At 54.5% G+C, this 17,785-nt stretch carries 14 protein-coding genes; 6 read left to right on the forward strand and 8 right to left on the reverse strand.

The features are described from left to right. Window positions 1–78 precede the first annotated feature (78 nt). From DDT52_RS18745 to DDT52_RS18760, 4 genes are read right to left on the reverse strand one after another with little or no spacing between them, the layout of a single operon-like run. Complete coding sequence (locus DDT52_RS18745; RefSeq protein ID WP_136157705.1) at window positions 79–849, reverse strand: DeoR/GlpR family DNA-binding transcription regulator; 771 nt, start codon at window positions 847–849, stop codon at window positions 79–81. A 37-nt stretch (window positions 850–886) separates the two neighbouring features. Next, a complete protein-coding gene (locus DDT52_RS18750) occupies window positions 887–2,536 on the reverse strand; it encodes an ABC transporter permease subunit (protein ID WP_136157706.1) in 1,650 nt (549 codons plus the stop codon). Then, window positions 2,533–3,543 (reverse strand): ABC transporter ATP-binding protein, encoded by a 1,011-nt coding sequence (locus DDT52_RS18755; protein WP_136157707.1) that lies wholly within the window; start codon window positions 3,541–3,543, stop codon window positions 2,533–2,535. The genes DDT52_RS18750 and DDT52_RS18755 overlap by 4 nt, the downstream gene beginning before the upstream one ends. Window positions 3,544–3,574: 31 nt before the next feature. Then, entirely contained in the window at window positions 3,575–4,591 is a 1,017-nt protein-coding gene (locus DDT52_RS18760) for an ABC transporter substrate-binding protein (protein WP_136157708.1), read from the reverse strand. Between the two features lie 448 nt (window positions 4,592–5,039). Here DDT52_RS18760 and DDT52_RS18765 point away from each other — a divergent pair, with 448 nt between their 5' ends. Then, complete coding sequence (locus tag DDT52_RS18765; protein WP_136157709.1) at window positions 5,040–6,377, forward strand: aspartate aminotransferase family protein; 1,338 nt, start codon at window positions 5,040–5,042, stop codon at window positions 6,375–6,377. A 205-nt stretch (window positions 6,378–6,582) separates the two neighbouring features. On the opposite strand, the gene katE is transcribed toward DDT52_RS18765, so the two are convergent. Next, a complete protein-coding gene (gene katE, locus DDT52_RS18770) occupies window positions 6,583–8,841 on the reverse strand; it encodes a catalase HPII (protein ID WP_136157710.1) in 2,259 nt (752 codons plus the stop codon). A gap of 205 nt (window positions 8,842–9,046) precedes the next feature. Between katE and cedA the strand changes: the two genes are divergently transcribed. The 3 genes from cedA to idi all read left to right on the forward strand — a co-directional run bounded on the left by cedA (window position 9,047) and on the right by idi (window position 12,576). Beyond that, window positions 9,047–9,280, forward strand: coding sequence for a cell division activator CedA (cedA, locus tag DDT52_RS18775; RefSeq protein WP_136157711.1), 234 nt, complete (start codon window positions 9,047–9,049; stop codon window positions 9,278–9,280). A gap of 313 nt (window positions 9,281–9,593) precedes the next feature. Continuing rightward, window positions 9,594–11,900: a beta-glucosidase BglX gene (gene bglX, locus DDT52_RS18780; RefSeq protein WP_136157712.1), complete on the forward strand. Its 2,307-nt coding sequence runs from the start codon at window positions 9,594–9,596 to the stop codon at window positions 11,898–11,900. A gap of 130 nt (window positions 11,901–12,030) precedes the next feature. Then, on the forward strand, window positions 12,031–12,576 hold the full coding sequence (gene idi / locus DDT52_RS18785) for an isopentenyl-diphosphate Delta-isomerase (protein ID WP_136157713.1): 546 nt from the start codon (window positions 12,031–12,033) through the stop codon (window positions 12,574–12,576). Between the two features lie 35 nt (window positions 12,577–12,611). Here the strand turns inward: idi and DDT52_RS21300 are convergent, their stop codons facing one another. From DDT52_RS21300 to DDT52_RS18795, 3 genes are all read right to left on the reverse strand, one after another. Then, on the reverse strand, window positions 12,612–12,716 hold the full coding sequence (locus DDT52_RS21300) for a hypothetical protein (RefSeq protein WP_247595595.1): 105 nt from the start codon (window positions 12,714–12,716) through the stop codon (window positions 12,612–12,614). Window positions 12,717–12,786: 70 nt separating this feature from the next. Then, a complete protein-coding gene (locus DDT52_RS18790) occupies window positions 12,787–13,422 on the reverse strand; it encodes a LysE family translocator (protein WP_210732743.1) in 636 nt (211 codons plus the stop codon). Window positions 13,423–13,471: 49 nt separating this feature from the next. Further along, window positions 13,472–14,359, reverse strand: coding sequence for an AraC family transcriptional regulator (locus DDT52_RS18795; protein WP_136157714.1), 888 nt, complete (start codon window positions 14,357–14,359; stop codon window positions 13,472–13,474). Window positions 14,360–14,518: 159 nt separating this feature from the next. Here DDT52_RS18795 and dinG point away from each other — a divergent pair, with 159 nt between their 5' ends. Together dinG and ybiB are read left to right on the forward strand one after the other, a co-directional pair. Then, a complete protein-coding gene (gene dinG / locus DDT52_RS18800; protein ID WP_136157715.1) occupies window positions 14,519–16,618 on the forward strand; it encodes an ATP-dependent DNA helicase DinG in 2,100 nt (699 codons plus the stop codon). Window positions 16,619–16,812: 194 nt separating this feature from the next. After that, window positions 16,813–17,781: a DNA-binding protein YbiB gene (ybiB, locus tag DDT52_RS18805; protein ID WP_136157716.1), complete on the forward strand. Its 969-nt coding sequence runs from the start codon at window positions 16,813–16,815 to the stop codon at window positions 17,779–17,781. Window positions 17,782–17,785 lie beyond the last annotated feature (4 nt).

Below are 17,785 nucleotides of genomic sequence, written 5' to 3' on the forward strand. Positions count from 1 at the left end.
CGCTGATTATTAACTTAAATCAAAAAATATCGCGGGACGCTACCTACGCCCGATCGCCGGGCGTCATGCCATGTAAGATCAGGCCAGAATGATTTGCTGGCATTGCGCCTGAAGCGGAGCCAGATCGGGTTTGGCGGCCGATGCGGCATCCGTGATAATGATATCGATTTCAGCCAGCGTGGCGTAAATCACCCGGCTGGTAACGCCAATTTTGCTGTTATCCGCCAGAATAATCCGTGTCTTGGCATATTGCACCATGGTACCGGCAATCGCCGCTTCATGGTGGGCAAAGCTGCTGGCCCCCGACGCGCTGGCAATGCCGACGGGAGACAGCAGGGCGACATCGGCACGGTAACGCTGAAGTTCGCGGATGGTTAAATCGCCGCTGGTCGCCTGAACGGAGGGGCCCATATGCCCGCCAAGCAGAATGACCTCGTGGCGCAGGGTGGTTTCCGCCGAGGTCAGCTTGAGCGCCACGTTCAGACTATTGGTGATGACCGTCATGCCGGGCATCGACAACAATTCATCAGCCAGCAGTGATGTGGTGCTCCCTGCATCGATAAACAGCGTTTGCCCGGCTTTTAACTGCTGTACCGCCGCGCGGGAAATGGCCTGTTTTTCTTTTTCACGCACCGTATTACGAACGGATAAAGGGGGTTCCGGCTCCAGCGTGGTGGCGACAATACCCCCATGAACGCGGCGCAATGCGCCCATGGCTTCCAGTTTCAGGATGTCGCGCCGTACTGTTTCTCGTGATACCCCGAGGTGCTGAATGATTTTCTCGGTACTGACCCGGTTCAACGTGGACAAAAGGGCTCGTATACGATGTAAGCGCGTTTCTTCTAACATGAATATCGATTCTCTGGATTAACGGAGCAGACGGCGGCTATTTATTCTGCTTCCCCGTCAGGGTATGAAGAAGCAACGCCATTATAGCCACAATCCCCATGATGCATGTAGAAAAGGCCGCTGCCTGCGACGTGAAACCCGCTTCATCCAGCCGCATAACGGTAACGGCGCCCAGTGGCAGCGACGGCGTTACCAGGAAAATCACGGCGGATAGCGTCACCATTGAGCGCATAAACAGGAACATGGCGACAGAGATTAACGTGACGCGCATGGCGGGCAGGTAGACATCGCGCAGAATGCGCGCCACGCCGCCGCCTAACACGGTTGTTGCATCTTCCATGGCATTCGGTACGTTGCGCATTCCCATCATCATCGTGGTATAGCCCTGAGTGTGGTAGTGGTAGTAATTACACAACGCCACCAGAATGGCGGAGCCGTACAGCATTCCCCAGGGCAGATCGGCGCTGTTGAAGGTAAAAACGTAGGACAAACCTAATACCAGGCCAGGAACGCCGACTGGCAGCGCGCTGAGCAGCGCGGCGAAGTTAGCGCTCCTGCCGGGCTGACGACGGATGCCGAACGTCAGCAGGAACAGCAGAACGGTGCCAATTATTGCGGCCAGTGCCGAGATCCAAATCGATGTCCACAGCGGCGCATAGCCTCCGGCGAGGTCGATATCGTAATGCCTGAGCGTCAGATCCAGACGGTACGGCCACAGCCGGATCATGCTGGCAATCACGACGGTGACAATCACGATGACGATCGCCAGCGCAATGGTCATGGTCGCCAGATAGAAAGAGATATCGCGGGTGCGTAGCGGCTGAGGCACATGTGGAATGACGGCGTGCGTGCCGATCATTTTCTGGCGGCGGGCGGCGGCTCGTTCGATCCAGATAGCGGCGGCGGCAGGCAGCAGCAGTAAAATACCGACCACGGCGCCCATACCAAACTTCATCTGCCCGCTGACCTGGCTATAAATTTCAGTCGCCAATACCGAAAAGTTACCGCCGATCACTATCGCGTTGCCGAAGTCGGTGATGGTGATGGTGAATACAACAAACGCCGCGCTCAGAATGCCGTAGCGGACGCCGGGCAGCGTGATATCAATAAACTGTCGCCAGTCGGTGGCGCCCAGCACATTAGCCGCTTCGTATTGGCGGGCATCGCTGTGGCGCAGCGTCACGCGAACGATCAGGATCGCCTGCGGCAGGGCGTACAGTACGTTGGCAATCAGCAGGCCCCAAAAGCCATAAATATCCAGCCGGACGCCCAGCATGTTGCCGACGATCCCGTTGCGCCCCAGCAGGAAGATCAATCCCAGCCCGAGTACCAACGACGGCGCCAGCACCGGCAGCGATGTGGCGAAAGCGATGAAACGTTTGGCGGGCATGACCGTGCATTCCAACCCGTAGGCGACAATAAAACCCAGAACCAGTGTCACCAGCGTTGTCACCACGCCCAGTAACAGGCTGTTCAGCGTTGCCCGCCAGATGCCGGGAGAATCCATCAGCGCCAGATAGTTCGACAGACCGAAGGCGCCACTTCGATCGTCAATCAGGCTGTGCCATACGATGCTTAGCATCGGAATACCGAAAAAAGCCAGCAGGGCGGCGAGCGGCAGCCACAGGCAGAGGCGTGATAACCAGCGGTCGCCGGCGGTTTGAGGAGGGAGAAGGGATAGACTCATGCTTGCACCCAGGCACAATCTTGCGCGGCAATGGAAAGATTAACGCTGTCACCGGGTAGCCAGTTGACGGCGCTGCTGGTTTCAACTAACAGCGGCTGCGTTTTCCACAGCACCTGTACCCGTTGAATGCTGCCCAGAAAGCTGGTGTTGATCACCCGGCCTTCTGCGTCGGGCGCTTTATGGAGCGTGATGCGTTCCGGGCGGATAAACAGCTCGGCGTTATCCGGCAGGCCGTCATGCCGCGCGGTGTGAAGCAGCTCCGGCATCCATTGCCGTACCGTGGACTGGGACAGCAGATTGCTATGTCCCATGAACTCCGCCACAAAGCGGGTTCGCGGGCTGGTATACAGCTCTCGCGGCGTGCCTTCCTGCACAATACGCCCGCCATGCATACAGACGATTTTGTCCGCCATGCTCATGGCCTCTTCCTGATCGTGCGTCACCATCAGCGTTGGGATCCCCAGCCGCTGCTGCACCTCGCGCAGCTCCTGCCGCAAGCCGGCTCGTACCCGCGCATCCAGCGCCGAGAGCGGCTCATCCAGCAGAAGCAGGGAAGGATTAACGGCCAGCGCGCGGGCAATCGCCACGCGCTGCTGTTGACCGCCGGACAATTGAGTGGGATACCGATCGCCAAAGCCGCTCAGTCGGACCGTATCCAGCAGGCTGTTCACGCGATCCTGAACTTCGGCATCGGGCGTACGACGGATTTTCAGCCCATAACCGATGTTTTGTGCGATGGTCATATGCGGAAACAGTGAATAGGACTGGAAAACAATGCCAAACCCCCTGTCACGGGCGGGAACGTTCACCAGATCGCGGCCATCAAGGCTGATTTTTCCGCCATCGCTGCTGAGCAGCCCGGCAATAATGCGCAGCAGCGTGGTTTTCCCACAGCCGCTCGGGCCCAGCAGACAGACGAACTCGGCATTCCCGATCGATAAATTAATCCGATCGAGTGCAACATAGCCGTCAAAACTTTTATAAAGATTCTGAATAACCAGCGCCATGATAGTTACCTCTTATCACCCTGTTTGACGATTAACGGCCAATGGTTTTCTGCCAGGTTGCCAGAATTCCGTCACGTTCTTCGGCGCTCTTGACGAAATCGACGGGATACAGCACGGAGGACAGATCGGCTGGAAGCCCCGCGAGTTGAGCCGCTTTCGACTGTTCAACCCCCGGAATGGTGACGATCTCTTTATATTTGGTGTAAAGCGCCGCGGCGCTGTTGGACATCGTCCAGTCGAGGAAACGTTTGGCATCGTCTTTGTTTTTTGCCGCCGCCATCAAACCCGATGCTTCCAGCTCATAGCCTGCGCCATCATTCGGGATAACCATTTTGACCGGATAGCCTTCTTCAATGGACTGCATGGCGGCGAAAGCCAGCGAAACGCCGATGGCATACTCGCCGGTGCGTGCGGCTTTACAGGGGCGTGAGCCCGATTTGGTGTATTGGGCGATATTGCCATCCAGCGTTTTTAGAAACTCCCAGCCTTTATCATCGCCTCTGGACTGCAATAAGGCGGCGATTTGCAGATAGCCAGTACCGGAAGAGACCGGGTTGGGCATGACGATCTCGCCTTTATAAACCGGATTGGTCAGATCCTGCCAGGAGGCCGGAACCGGCAGGTTTTTGGCTTTAAGCGCTTCGGTATTGACGCAGAAGGCGGCCATATAACCGGTGGCGGCGAACCATTTATTGTCCGGCGCACGGTAAGTGTCGCCCAGTTTCTCGCTGCCTTTGGCTGCATAGGGTTCCAGCAGGGCGGAAATGCGCGGGTCCATCACGTTGGTCAGCGCCCATCCCCAGATCGCATCATGCTGTGGATTCCGGGATTCAGCCAGAATACGCGGCCCCAGATCGCCGGTGGACAAGCGCAGTACATTAATCGTCAGATCCGGCATGTCTTTTTTGGCCTGCGCCACATAGTCCTTGATTTCGTCTTCTTCCAGTGAGGTATACACCGTGATGGTGCCGGCGTGCGCGGCGCCCGCCAGCGTGGCAAACGAGAATGCGGCCATCAGGCTGGTGCGGCGGAGTGAGAATTTTTTCATGAACGTTCCCCTTACGGTTGCTGAAAGTGTTAACACGGTGACGGCACCATTCAGTGCGTGAGTTTTTTGGTGTTTTTTGCGCACCGCGCTTATTTGTGCATTTTTTTGCTTATTGTGGGATTTCTAGCACTAATCATGCCATTTCATTTTTATTTGACTTTGATTTATTTTAAATTCATATAAAACAATATATTGATAGTTTTTGGTTGAGATGTGATTAGCGAGGGATGAGTGGTAATGGAGTTTTTTAATAATTCATTGCCGATTTATTGCACTTTTTTGGTGTTTTATGTGCATTAAAAAAGTGCGATTTTTTGTGTTTGTGTATTTTATTGCTTTTGTTGTATGGTGGTAGCCCATATCAATTGGTTTGCTGTTTTATCGTCTGGCCTAACCGATTTGATCGCAGGGGAAAGCCCGGTTATTTACTATTTAAACTGGAGTCATCATGGCGACACGCTCAACCATCATGGATACCAACAGCTTTCGTGCGGAACATGCCGATGCGCTGGATAAGGACGTTCGTAAGCTGACCGATAAGCGCAGCCAGATACTTGGCGAATCCTATCGTTTGTTTTATCGCAACCCCGTGCATTTGGTGCGGGGGAAAGGGCAATATCTGTGGGATGCCGCCGGGAATAAATATCTGGATGTGTACAACAACGTCGCCAGCATCGGTCACTGCCATCCTGCGGTGATTGAAGCCGTCCATCAGCAGATGAGCCTGCTGAATACCCACACCCGCTATTTGCACGAGCGTATTCTGGATTATTCCGCAGACTTGCTTACCACCGTGCCTGATGAAATCAATAAAGCCATGTACATGTGCACGGGGTCGGAAGCCAACGATTTGGCGATCCGGGTGGCCCGGGCCTACAGCGGCGGCGCCGGTATCATTGTCAGTCGGGAGGCTTACCATGGCACCAGTGAGCTGACGTCCGGCGCTTCGCCGGCGTTGGGAAGCGGCCAACCGCTGGCCGCTACCACGCGTCTGGTTCCTGCGCCGGATCGCTATCGCGTCAATGCTGCCGATCTGGGCGTCTGGTTTGCCAATGAGATACAGAAACAGATTGATGATATGGCGGCGCACGGCATTAAGTTTGCCGGTTTTCTGGCGGATTCCATCTTCTCGTCCGATGGGGTGCTGCCGGGGCCGGCGGGCTACCTGAAACCGGCGATTGACGTGGTACATGCCAACGGCGGTATTTTCATCGCGGATGAAGTGCAGCCCGGATTTGCGCGCACGGGCGACAGTTTCTGGGGCTTTGCCCGCCACGATATCGTCCCGGATGTGGTGACTCTGGGGAAACCCATGGGCAACGGCATTCCGGTGTCCGCACTGCTGGCAAAAGCCGATGTGCTGGCGGCCTTCAGTGATGAGATTCCCTACTTCAATACGTTTGGCGGCAACCCCGTATCCATTGCCGCCGCACAGGCGGTTCTGAGTGTGATCCGCGAGGAAAATCTACAGGAACATAGCCGCGTCGTCGGTGAAAAACTGCGTCTTGAGCTGGCACATCTGGCCGATCGTCACGATTGTGTCGGTGATGTCCGCGGGGCCGGGTTGTTCATCGGGTTTGAACTGGTCAGCGATCGTGAGGCAAAAACGCCGGACAAACAGCTGGCGTTGGATGTCATTGAACAACTGCGTGCCGACCACGTTCTGACCTCGGTGGCGGGGCCGCACGGCAATGTGCTGAAACTGCGTCCGCCGTTGGCCTTCCAGGAACAGGATATCGACTGGCTGGTTGGCGCGCTGGATAAGGCGTTGGGCGCGGCGCGTTAAGGCTGGCGTTGTTTGAATGGGGAAAATACGCGAGGTTGATGACAAACCTCCGAACCCTGCCGCCATTCTCGCGAAGGTGGGGATTTTTCTTCAGATAACGTGTTGATATCTGAAGGTTTCTTCCTGCGCAGGAATGACGGCGTTGGGTTCTATATCGTGAATGAACATGTTGTCAATGGTCTGAATACGCCGGATTATCGCCTGTTTATGCGGGAATGCCGGCGATTCTTTTACTGCGTGACCAGACGCGGTGCTCGCTCAACGCCTTGAGGAAATCCTTCATAAAATCTCCTGCGGCGGTATCGGCTTCAATAATGCCTGCTTCACTTTTTTTGTCCAAACCCAGTTTGGCTTTAAATTGGCGCGCATCGCCTGCCAGACCGATGACTTTCAGATGCTTGTAGGCTTCAAGCAGGTAGTAGACGGCATCCCCGCTGTTGATAATGGTATCTATTTCCCCGCCCGGAACCATTACCGCGTCCACGCTCACCGAAGGTGAACCTGCAAAGGTATCGGCGATGCGTAATACCGAACCGTCATCGGTGGTCACCTGGCCCGCCCGTGAATAGAGCAGCTTGCAATGAACGCCCTGCGCCTGAAGCCCTTTAACGATGGCCAGCGCGTCTGCGGAGCTGGTGTTTCCATTCAGCAGGATCGCCACGGTACGGCCTTTTACTGAAGCATTTGGCGTATCGTACAGGCTCAGACTTGGCGCCTTTTTCAGACCGTTGACGTTTTTGGGCGGGGCTACGCGCTTTTGCTCATCGGTCAATGCAATGCCAAGATTGTCAGCCACCTGCCGGGCCAGTGAGCCGTCAATATGGGCAAGATGATCGACAACGCGTTCGCGGATATACGACCGTACCACTTTACCTAATTCAAAGCTGAAAGCCTCGACGATATGTTGTTGCTCAACCGGCGTCTGGCTTAGCCAGAACAGTCTGGGGTGCGCATAATACTCGCCAAACGATGGGCTGCGCTCGCGGATCTTATGGCCTTCCATGCGTTGCTGGTAACTTTCGAAACCACCGCGCTGCGGCGCCGGCTTGGTTTCCCGCGGCCAGTTGTCGTTAATGGAGTTGGGTTCGTAGTTTGCCGGGTTATTGTCGATATCCATGCGGTGCATGCCGTCGCGCTGAAAGTTATGGTACGGGCAAACCGGCCGGTTGATCGGAATTTCGTGGAAATTCGGCCCGCCGAGACGGCTGATTTGCGTATCGGTATAGGAGAACAAACGCCCCTGCAACAGCGGGTCGTTGGTAAAATCCAGCCCCGGTACGATATGCCCCGGATGGAATGCCACCTGCTCGTTTTCGGCAAAGAAGTTATCCGGATTACGATTGAGCGTCATTTTGCCTACCAGTTGTACCGGCACCAGTTCTTCAGGAATGAGTTTCGTCGGGTCGAGCAGATCGAAATCGTATTTAAACTCGTCTTCTTCAGGGATAAGCTGGAATCCCAACTCGTATTCCGGGTAGTCGCCGGCCTCAATCGCTTCCCACAGGTCGCGGCGGTGGAAATCCGGATCGCGCCCGGTCAGCTTCTGCGCTTCATCCCAGACCAGTGAGGCTTTGCCGGCTACCGGTTTCCAGTGGAAGCGTACGAAAGTGGCTTTTCCTTTGGCGTTGATCAGTCGAAAGGTATGAATACCAAAGCCTTCCATCGTCCGGTAGCTGCGGGGAATGCCACGGTCGGACATCGCCCATATTACGTTATGCAACGTTTCCGGTTGCAGTGAAACGTAGTCCCAAAACGAGTCATGAGCGCTTTGCCCCTGCGGGATGGCCCAGTGCGGCTCGGGTTTTACCGCATGGACGAAATCGGGGAATTTGTGGGCGTCCTGAAGAAAGAATATGGGGGTGTTGTTGCCGACCAGGTCAAATATTCCTTCATCGGTATAGAACTTGGTTGCCCAGCCGCGAATATCACGTACGGTATCCGCCGAGCCCGCACCGCCCTGTACGGTAGAAAACCGGACAAATACCGGCGTGATTTTATCGGGATCGGCAAGGAACGAGGCTTTGGTAATATCCGCAAGGCTTTTGTACGGTTGGAAAAAACCATGCGCCGCCGAGCCGCGGGCGTGTACGATACGCTCGGGAATACGTTCATGGTCAAAGTGGGTGATTTTCTCTCTGAGGATAAAATCTTCCAGTAGCGTAGGCCCGCGCGAACCCGCACGTAATGAGTTCTGATCGTCCGCGATGCGTACGCCCTGATTGGTCGTCAGCGGTGACAGGTCACCGTTTTTGCGCAGCGGATCGAGCGACTTCAGCTTTTCGTTAGTGGTTTTCGGACTTTTCGCACTGCCGGATGCGGTTGGTTCCGCGCCGGGGGGCGTGGGTTTGGCCGATGGATGATGAGAGCCGTCTTTGGGGGCTAAAGAGCCTAACCCGGGCTTTGCTTGGTTAGCATCATGAACCGGCGCTACGTGTTTTAATGTGGGTTTATCTTTTTTCGACATTGAACTCTGCTCCTGTTTTTGTATTGAACAAGATGATTATGTTAAAGACCCTTCTAACTATAGAACAATACGCGGTCCCTGCTGGCGGATGGCTATTTATCTCCCACGATGAGGCGTGAACGGCAGGCGTGTCGCAAAGCACGACGTATACCCTGTTGATCCGTTATCATGATGAGGTTGTTCACTTGTTCGTTTTGCATTGCCTATGAAACCATTGCGTCAACAAAATCGCCCTGTGCTGACTTACCAATCGCGCGTCGAGCCCGCGCCGCCGTTACATCCCGAACGCGTTGAAGGATTTAATGATGTCTGGATAGTACGGAGGAAATACGTGGCGTTTGTGCTGGTGGACGGCAAGTTTCTTCAGTCGCCGCCTTTTACCCTGGCTGAGGCGGCGCAACGATGGGCGGAACAGATTCGTCAGGAATACGAAATATAAAGAAGTCACATCATCCTGTGGGTCATTGCGCCTGCTGTTTTTTCGTTATTCGAAATTTGTCGGGCACGGCGAAGAAGAATTTTTATTCTGCGCAACGTATCGCATTATTCTTACAGTTTTTATTAAATGAAACGTAAATAAATACACTATGATTACGCGCGGTGTATTTAAGTGCGTTGGCGTTGTCGGTGAATGTCGGGTTCGGGGCTTTCACTTTGCCAGATTTTATGGCGCAGTTGCTGACTTATCTTCAACCTGTCTTGTGCTTCAGTGACGCTTCCTGGTGCCTGGAACGTTTGGGTTTGTATAAAGAATGAATTGGCTTATTTCACTGACTATCGCCATTGGGCTTGTCTGTAACCCGGTTTTTGCACAGAACACGCCATTTGTGCCGGTATCGGTGACACTGTCACATCAACAGCGTGATGCTTTTGTTTCTGATTTAATGAAAAAAATGACGCTGAACGAAAAAATCGGTCAGCTCAGGTTAATCAGCGTCGGGGCTGATAATCCCAAAAAAGCAATTCGCGAGATGATCAGGAACGGTCAGGTCGGGGCGATTTTTAATACGGTAACGCGTCCTGATATTCGCATGATGCAGGATCAGGTGATGCAACTCAGTCGCCTGAAAATTCCACTGTTTTTCGCTTATGATGTGGTGCATGGTCAGCGCACCATTTTCCCGATCGCACTGGGACTGGCTTCCAGTTGGGATATGGACGCGATTGCCAAAAGCGCGCGCGTGGCGGCTTATGAAGCCACGGAAGACGGTCTGAATATGACCTGGGCGCCTATGGTCGATATTACCCGCGATCCCCGCTGGGGCCGGGTGTCTGAAGGTTTCGGCGAAGATACCTGGCTCACCAGCAAAATCGCGGGCGTGGTGGTCAAAGCGTTTCAGGGGGATGACGTTACTGCCCGTCATTCGCTGATGACCAGCGTAAAACACTATGCGCTGTATGGCGCGGTGGAAGGCGGACGCGATTACAACACGGTGGACATGAGTCCGCAGCGCATGTTTCAGGATTATATGCCCCCTTATAAAGCCGCCATTGATGCCGGCAGCAGCGGGGTGATGGTGGCGCTGAACTCTATCAACGGTACGCCGGCAACGTCAAACAGCTGGTTGCTGAAAGATATTTTGCGCGATCGGTGGCATTTCAAAGGGATCACCATTACCGATCACGGCGCGATCAAAGAGTTGATTAAACACGGCGTGGCGGGTGACCCGCGTGATGCTTCGCGTCTGGCGCTGAAATCCGGAGTCGGTATGAGCATGAGCGATGAATATTTCATACGCTATCTGCCGGAACTGGTGAAAAGCGGGGCCGTCACCGAGCGGGAGATCGATGATGCCTGCCGTCAGGTACTGAATGTGAAGTACGATATGGGGCTGTTTGCCGATCCATACCGTCATTTGGGGCCTGCGGGCGCCGATCCGGCGGATACCAATGCGGAAAGCCGCTTACACCGTCTGGAAGCCCGTGAGGTTGCGCGTAACAGTCTGGTTTTGTTGAAAAACCGGCTGCAAACGCTGCCGCTGAAGAAACAGGGCACCATTGCCGTTGTGGGGCCGCTGGCTGACAGCAAGCGCGATACCATGGGGAGCTGGTCCGCCGCCGGCGTGACTAAACAAACCATCACCGTCTATCAGGGGATCAGGAATACCGTCGGCAATAACGCCACCATTCTGTATGCCAAAGGCGCTAACGTCAGCAACCATCAGGGGATTATCGATTTCCTGAATCAATATGAAGAGGCGGTGCAGGTCGATAAGCGTCCTCCACAGGCGATGATTGATGAGGCGGTTCAGGCGGCGAAGCAAGCCGATGTCGTGGTTGCGGTGGTGGGGGAAGCGGCAGGTATGGCGCACGAAGCCTCAAGCCGTTCCAATATCGATCTGCCACAAAGCCAGCGTGACCTGATTGCGGCATTGAAAGCCACGGGCAAGCCGTTGGTTCTGGTACTGATGAATGGCCGTCCACTGGCGTTGGTGCGTGAAGACCAACAGGCGGATGCGCTGCTGGAAACCTGGTTCAGCGGTACGGAGGGGGGAAATGCGATCGCTGATGTTCTGTTCGGCGACTACAACCCCTCCGGTAAACTGCCGATGTCCTTCCCGCGTTCTGTTGGACAGATTCCGATTTATTACAACCACTTGCCATCAGGTCGTCCTTATTCGCCGGCAAACCCTGGTAAATACACGTCCCACTATTACGATGAAGCCAATGGGCCGCTCTATCCCTTTGGATATGGTTTGAGCTACACCACGTTCAGCGTTTCGGATGTGCGGTTGTCGAGTCAGACCATGAAACGTGATGGCGCGTTGACGGCCAGCGTTACGGTAAAAAATACCGGCGATCGGGCCGGGGAAACCGTGGTGCAGATGTATCTGCATGATGTGGTGGCATCGATCAGTCGTCCGGTGAAAGAGCTGCGCGGTTTTCAGAAAGTCATGCTGCAACCGGGCGAATCGCGCACGGTCAGTTTCCCGATCGGACAGGAGGCGCTGCAATTCTATAATGCCAACATGCAGCAGGTGGTTGAGCCTGGCGCATTCGATGTATTGATCGGCCTGGACTCGCAGCGCCTGAATAGCCAGCGTTTCACGCTGCTATAATCAATGCGTTGCCAGCGTAAACGTTTGTTGCCGCCAATCGTTGTTATAATGATGCCGGTCCAGCCGCGCCGCCGGTATTAACCGGCGGCGTGTTATATCATGTACGACTATGTAGTGAAGAGAGAGCAGTATGCCGTTGACGGAAGTCATTCTGGTTGATGAAACCGACCAGCCAACTGGCGTGATGGAAAAGCAGCAAGCGCACGAGAAAGGATTATTACACCGTGCCGTAACCGTTTATGTGTTCAACTCCCGTCAGCAATTGCTGCTTCAGCAACGGGCGGAAGACAAATATCACAGCGGTGGATTATGGAGTAATACCTGTTGCAGCCATCCCGCGCCGGGAGAAGAGACAGTGCAGGCTGCGCATCGCCGGCTGTATCAGGAAATGGGATTGCGCTGCCCGCTTACCCCCATGTTTACGCTGACTTACCGATTACCGCTGGATAATGGACTCACCGAACATGAGTTGGGGCATGTCTATTTTGGTATAACCGATGACATTCCCCAGGTTAATCCTGAAGAGGCGGCGGGCTATGAATATCTATCGCTGGAACAGATCAAACAAAGTATGGATAGGTCACCGGAACGCTTCACGGCCTGGTTCCGACTGACATTCTCACGCATTCCCGCCTATTGGAAACAATTTCAGATTGACCATGCCCGCGGCGAATAAATGCTGACACGGCCGTTGATGCTGCGGGGCAACGGTCAACCGCCGACGATAATGATGTACCCCACCAGCATGACGCCGCCGATCCCGCCGATGGCACACAGCGCGAACAGCCCGATAATACCCAGTTTGCCTAAACTCATCAGGTTATCCTTTTGTTAACTGCCACGGATTATAAAGCCTTCAGCGGGTGAAACAAGGCGTGAACGTCACTTAACGATGAAACAGCAGAATCAGGCCAAAGAAGATTAAAACAATCCCTGCGCCGCGTTCAATGATGTTCAGATAACGTTGAAGCCGTTGTTGTACCAATGGGCGTGTAATCAGCGCCGCAATCAACAAATCCCAGCCGAGTACGACGAAAAACATCCAGCCGCCGCTAACGATCTGCTGCGTGGCAGTGACATTCTGCCCCAGAATTGTGGTCATCAGGCTGATGTAAAACAGCATGTTTTTAGGATTGAGTAACGCCGAACCCAGACCCAGCAGCATTTGCCGACCCAACGTCAGGGGCTTTTCTGTCTGTTGAACCGGCTGGAGTTGAGGTGATGAACGGCTTTTCAGCAGTTGATAGCCAATCCACAGCAGATAGCAGGCGCCGCTCAGTTCAATCAGACTAAATAGCCGTGGCGAGTGCTGAATGCCCGCCCAGCCGAGCGTCGCGAGCAAAATATAAATACCGTTCCCCAATGCAATACCCAGACAGATACCGGCGCTGCCGCGCAAGTGATAGCGGATAGCGTAGGCGGTCAATAAGAAAAAATCGGGTCCCGGGCTCAGCAGCGCCACAAAGTGAGCCAATGCCAGTGCCGGAAAATTAGCGGGAAATAATGTACTGATAAGCATCATACCTGTGACCTCGAAAAATAATCGGGGTCAGTCTAGGCAATCGGCAGGGCTATTTATTGTCAAATATTGATCGTGAATGCCGGTATTGCCCGGGCGTTGCTGCCGTATAGTGAACGAATGTCTTGTGGAAATGGCTCTGATCGCAAAAGCCGCTTTGATACCCGGCATCGGCCAGCGGCGTGCCCTGACGCAGCAACGTCTTGGCATATTCCACGCGGGCGTTATTCAGAAAGGCCATCGGCGTAACGCCTGTCTCGCGACGGAACTGGCGCACAATGGTTTCCCGCCGCAGATTCAGCTCTTCGGCCAGTGCTTCCAGCGAGGGCGACGTTTGCAGGTTACTCAGCAAACGCTGGCGCACGTAGCCTGTCGTCGTATGGTATGTGGATTCCGGGGGAAAGGATGAATGCGAAGCCGGTTCCACCGGGAGACAATATTGTTGCAGGATGGGGGTGATGAGGTGATGTAGCGTTTTTTCGGCGGCGGCAACCTCTCCCTGATGAAGTTGGGCGATCAACTGCTGATAACGGGTAAATAGTGCCGGATCATGCAAAACAACACCACGCGAGTGCAGCGATGTTACGGGATGGCCACAGAGTCTGGATAGTTGTTGCAGGCACCATGTCGTATCCAGATAGAGCATATGATAGCTGCGGGTTTGCCCCGGCAGGGGATTACAGCTGTGTGGCTGATGGGGGTCGATGAGGATCAGATCGCCAGCCTGTAGCAGGTGCTGCTGCCCCCGGTAATGGCTGCGCGTTCCTCCTTGTTCAATCGCGCCGATGGAGAACTGCGGGTGGGTATGCGTTTTATACGCCTGCCGGCTGTGCCAGGTTGAACGGCTTTCCAGATGAGGCAACAGCGGTGAAAACCAGTAGGTTTGCTCGACGTGACAAACGGACGACCTGTTTTTAGATGATATATTTTTACATAACATAGCTCAGCAGCACCTTAATCCCAATCATGGCGGCAACCTATACCCTAATCTTTGAGAGGGAAATTGTCGAGGCGGAGTACCGGCAATGTGTGATATCGGCTGACGTGTTTCCTCGTCTGTGGGACAATGCCCGTCAGACTCAATAAATACAGAGAATGCATGGCGCTGTCCCCCGCAATAAAATTGCAGATTGGTCAATGGTATAAGGCCCTGCAACAGCAGATCCCGGATTTTATCCCTCGTATCCCCCAGCGACAGATGATTGCCGAAGTGGCGAAAACGCTGGCGGGCGATTATCCGCGCCATCTGGTTATTGAAGCGCCTACCGGGGTGGGAAAGACGCTGTCCTATTTGATTCCCGGCATTGCCGTAGGGCGTGCAGAGGAAAGAACGCTGGTGATCAGTACCGCCAATGTGGCGTTACAGGATCAGATTTTCAGCAAAGACCTGCCTTTATTGCAGAAATTTATCCCTGAGTTGACGTTTACCGCGGCGTTTGGCCGGGGACGCTATGTCTGTCCGCGCAATCTGGCAAGGCTGGCAACCGATGTCGATGCTCAGGGCGATTTAACGCTGTTTCTGGATGATGAGCTTGCGCCTTCCAGCCGGGAAGAACAGGGGCTTTGCGCGCGGATTGAGAAAGCGCTGCAAAGCTACGCCTGGGACGGGTTGCGCGATCATTATCAGGAATCGATTGATGACGGCCTGTGGCGCAAGCTGAGTACCGATAAGGCAAACTGCCTCGCCCATAATTGCCATTATTTCCGGTCGTGTCCTTTTTTCGTCGCCCGGCGTGAAATTGAGCAGTCGGATGTGGTGGTGACCAATCATGCGCTGGTCATGGCGGCGATGGAAAGTGAATCGGTGCTGCCCAATCCGAAAGAATTATTGCTGGTGCTGGATGAAGGCCACCATATTCCCGATGTGGCCCGCGATACGCTGGAAATGTCGGGTGATGTGACGCCGGCCTATATCACGTCGCAACTGGAACAGCTGGTTCAGTTGATCGGGCAGTGCATGTCGCAGTTTGCGCCAAAGTCGCCGCCGCGATTGGCACACAGCGAAAGACTGACCGCCCATTGCGAAGAACTGCGTGAACAGGTACAGATGTTCGCGCAAATCAGCGGGTTATTTTTGCCGGGCGACGGCAGTGAGGCCGAATATCGCTTTCCGATGGGGCAAATGCCGGAGGAAATGCGCGAGATCTGTGTCCGACTGTTCAAGCTGACCGATACGCTGCGCGCGCTGACGGAATTCATGCTCAACGATCTCGGCGAGAAAACCGCCAAACACGATGTGGTACGTTTGCATCATTCACTGCTGAAGATGAGCCGGACGCTGGGCTATCTGGAATCGCTGAGCAAACTGTGGCGGTTGGCCGCGATGGAAAAATCCTCTAATGCGCCGGTTTCCAAATGGCTTACCCGTGATATTCGCGACAAGCAGGTGCATTTGCATCTGCACTGCGCCGGTATCCGGGTGTGCGATCAACTGGAAAAACTGCTGTGGAGCAAGGTGCCGCATGTGGTGGTGACATCGGCAACCCTGCGTTCGCTGAACAGTTTTGCCCGGATACAGGAACTCTCCGGTCTGAACGAGCGGGAAGGGGATCATTTTATTACGCTGGATTCCCCGTTTAATCACCGGGAACAAGGGCGGCTGGTGATCCCCAAAATGCGGTATGAACCGCTGATGGCGAACGAAGCGCAGCATATTGCTGAAATGGCCATGTTTTTCAGGGCAGAACTGGAAAAGGATACGCATCGCGGCATGTTGATGCTGTTCGCCAGTCAGCGCGCCATGCAGCTTTTTTTGACGCAGGTGACCGATTTGCGTCTGATACTGCTGGTTCAGGGCGACAAACCTCGTTACCGGCTGGTTGAACTGCATCGACAGCGCGTTGAGGCGGGGCAGACCAGCGTACTGATTGGCCTACAGTCGTTTGCTGAAGGACTGGATCTGAAAGGCGAGTTGTTGTCTCAGGTTCATATCCACAAAATAGCCTTTCCGCCGATCGACAGCCCGGTCATTCTGACGGAAGGCGAATGGCTTAAAAGCCTGAAACGTCATCCGTTTGTGGTTCAGAGCTTGCCCAGCGCATCGTTTAATCTGATCCAGCAGGTGGGACGTTTGATCCGCAGCCATGAGTGCTTTGGTGAAATTGTGATTTACGATCGCCGTTTGCTCAGTAAAGGCTATGGCGCCCAGTTGCTCGCCGCGCTGCCCGTGTTCCCGATTGAAGAAAGGGAGATGCCTTAAGGGGGACTGCGCCCGACGCCTCTATATTCCTCTCCGCCGTCCCGCTGCGGCAGGCCGTGACCATCCGGAATACGGGTCTGCTTCGCCATCCCGATGAAATCATCACCGCCATGTTTACATTACCCGGACCAAAGTGAAACATGCTATTTTCGCAGACGAGCTATCAACTGTGTCGCCGTTAACGAGAGGCCCGCATGGATTACACCAAGGTTATTAAAGAGGTCGGACGCGGCAAAAATCATGCCCGCGATCTGGATCAGGCCACCGCCGGTGAGCTTTACCGTCGGATGCTGGATGGTGAAGTACCCGAGCTTGAATTGGGCGGGCTACTGATCGCCTTTCGCATCAAAGGCGAATCTGAATCAGAAATGCTCGGTTTTTATCAGGCCATGCACGAGCGCGTTCTTCGCCTTCAGCCTCCGGTCAATCGCCCCATGCCGGTTGTCATTCCCAGTTATAACGGAGCGAGAAAGCAGGCTAATCTGACGCCGCTTTTGGCTTTGTTGCTGACCCGGCTGGGCTTTCCCGTAGTCATTCATGGCGTCAGTGAAGATCCAACGCGCGTTACCAGCGCCGAGATACTGCGCAACCTCGGTATTGCGGAGGTGGAGAGTGCGGAACAGGCGCAGCGGCAGATTGATGAAGGCTATCCGGTGTTTATCCCCGTTTCGGTGTTGTGTCCTGAGATTGATCGGCAGTTGCAGCTACGCTGGCGTATGGGGGTGCGTAACAGCAGCCATACTCTGGCGAAAGTGGCTACGCCTTTTGCAGAGGATAAGGCATTAAGGATCGTCAGCGTGTCGCACCCTGAATATATTACCCGCGTCGGAACCTTTTTTAACGATATTCATGGCCGTGCCCTATTGATGCAGGGTACGGAGGGGGAAGTGTATGCCAACCCGCAGCGCTGCCCGGAAATTCACTTTATTCATCAGCAAAAAACGCAGGTGCTGCATGTGCGGCAGGATATTGTGGTCGCGCCTGACAGCCTGCCGATTGCGAAGGATGCGGCAACCACGGCGCGCTGGACGGCGCAATGTCTGGCCGGAGAAATCGCCATACCGTATGCGATTCGTTTGCAGCTTGCCTGCTGCCTGGTAGCCGCCGGGGAAACGCCAACCATGGAACAAGCCGTCGCGACGATTAGAAAACGTTTGGGATAGGTCG

Source organism: Brenneria roseae subsp. roseae (assembly GCF_003115845.1).
GTDB lineage: Bacteria > Pseudomonadota > Gammaproteobacteria > Enterobacterales > Enterobacteriaceae > Brenneria > Brenneria roseae.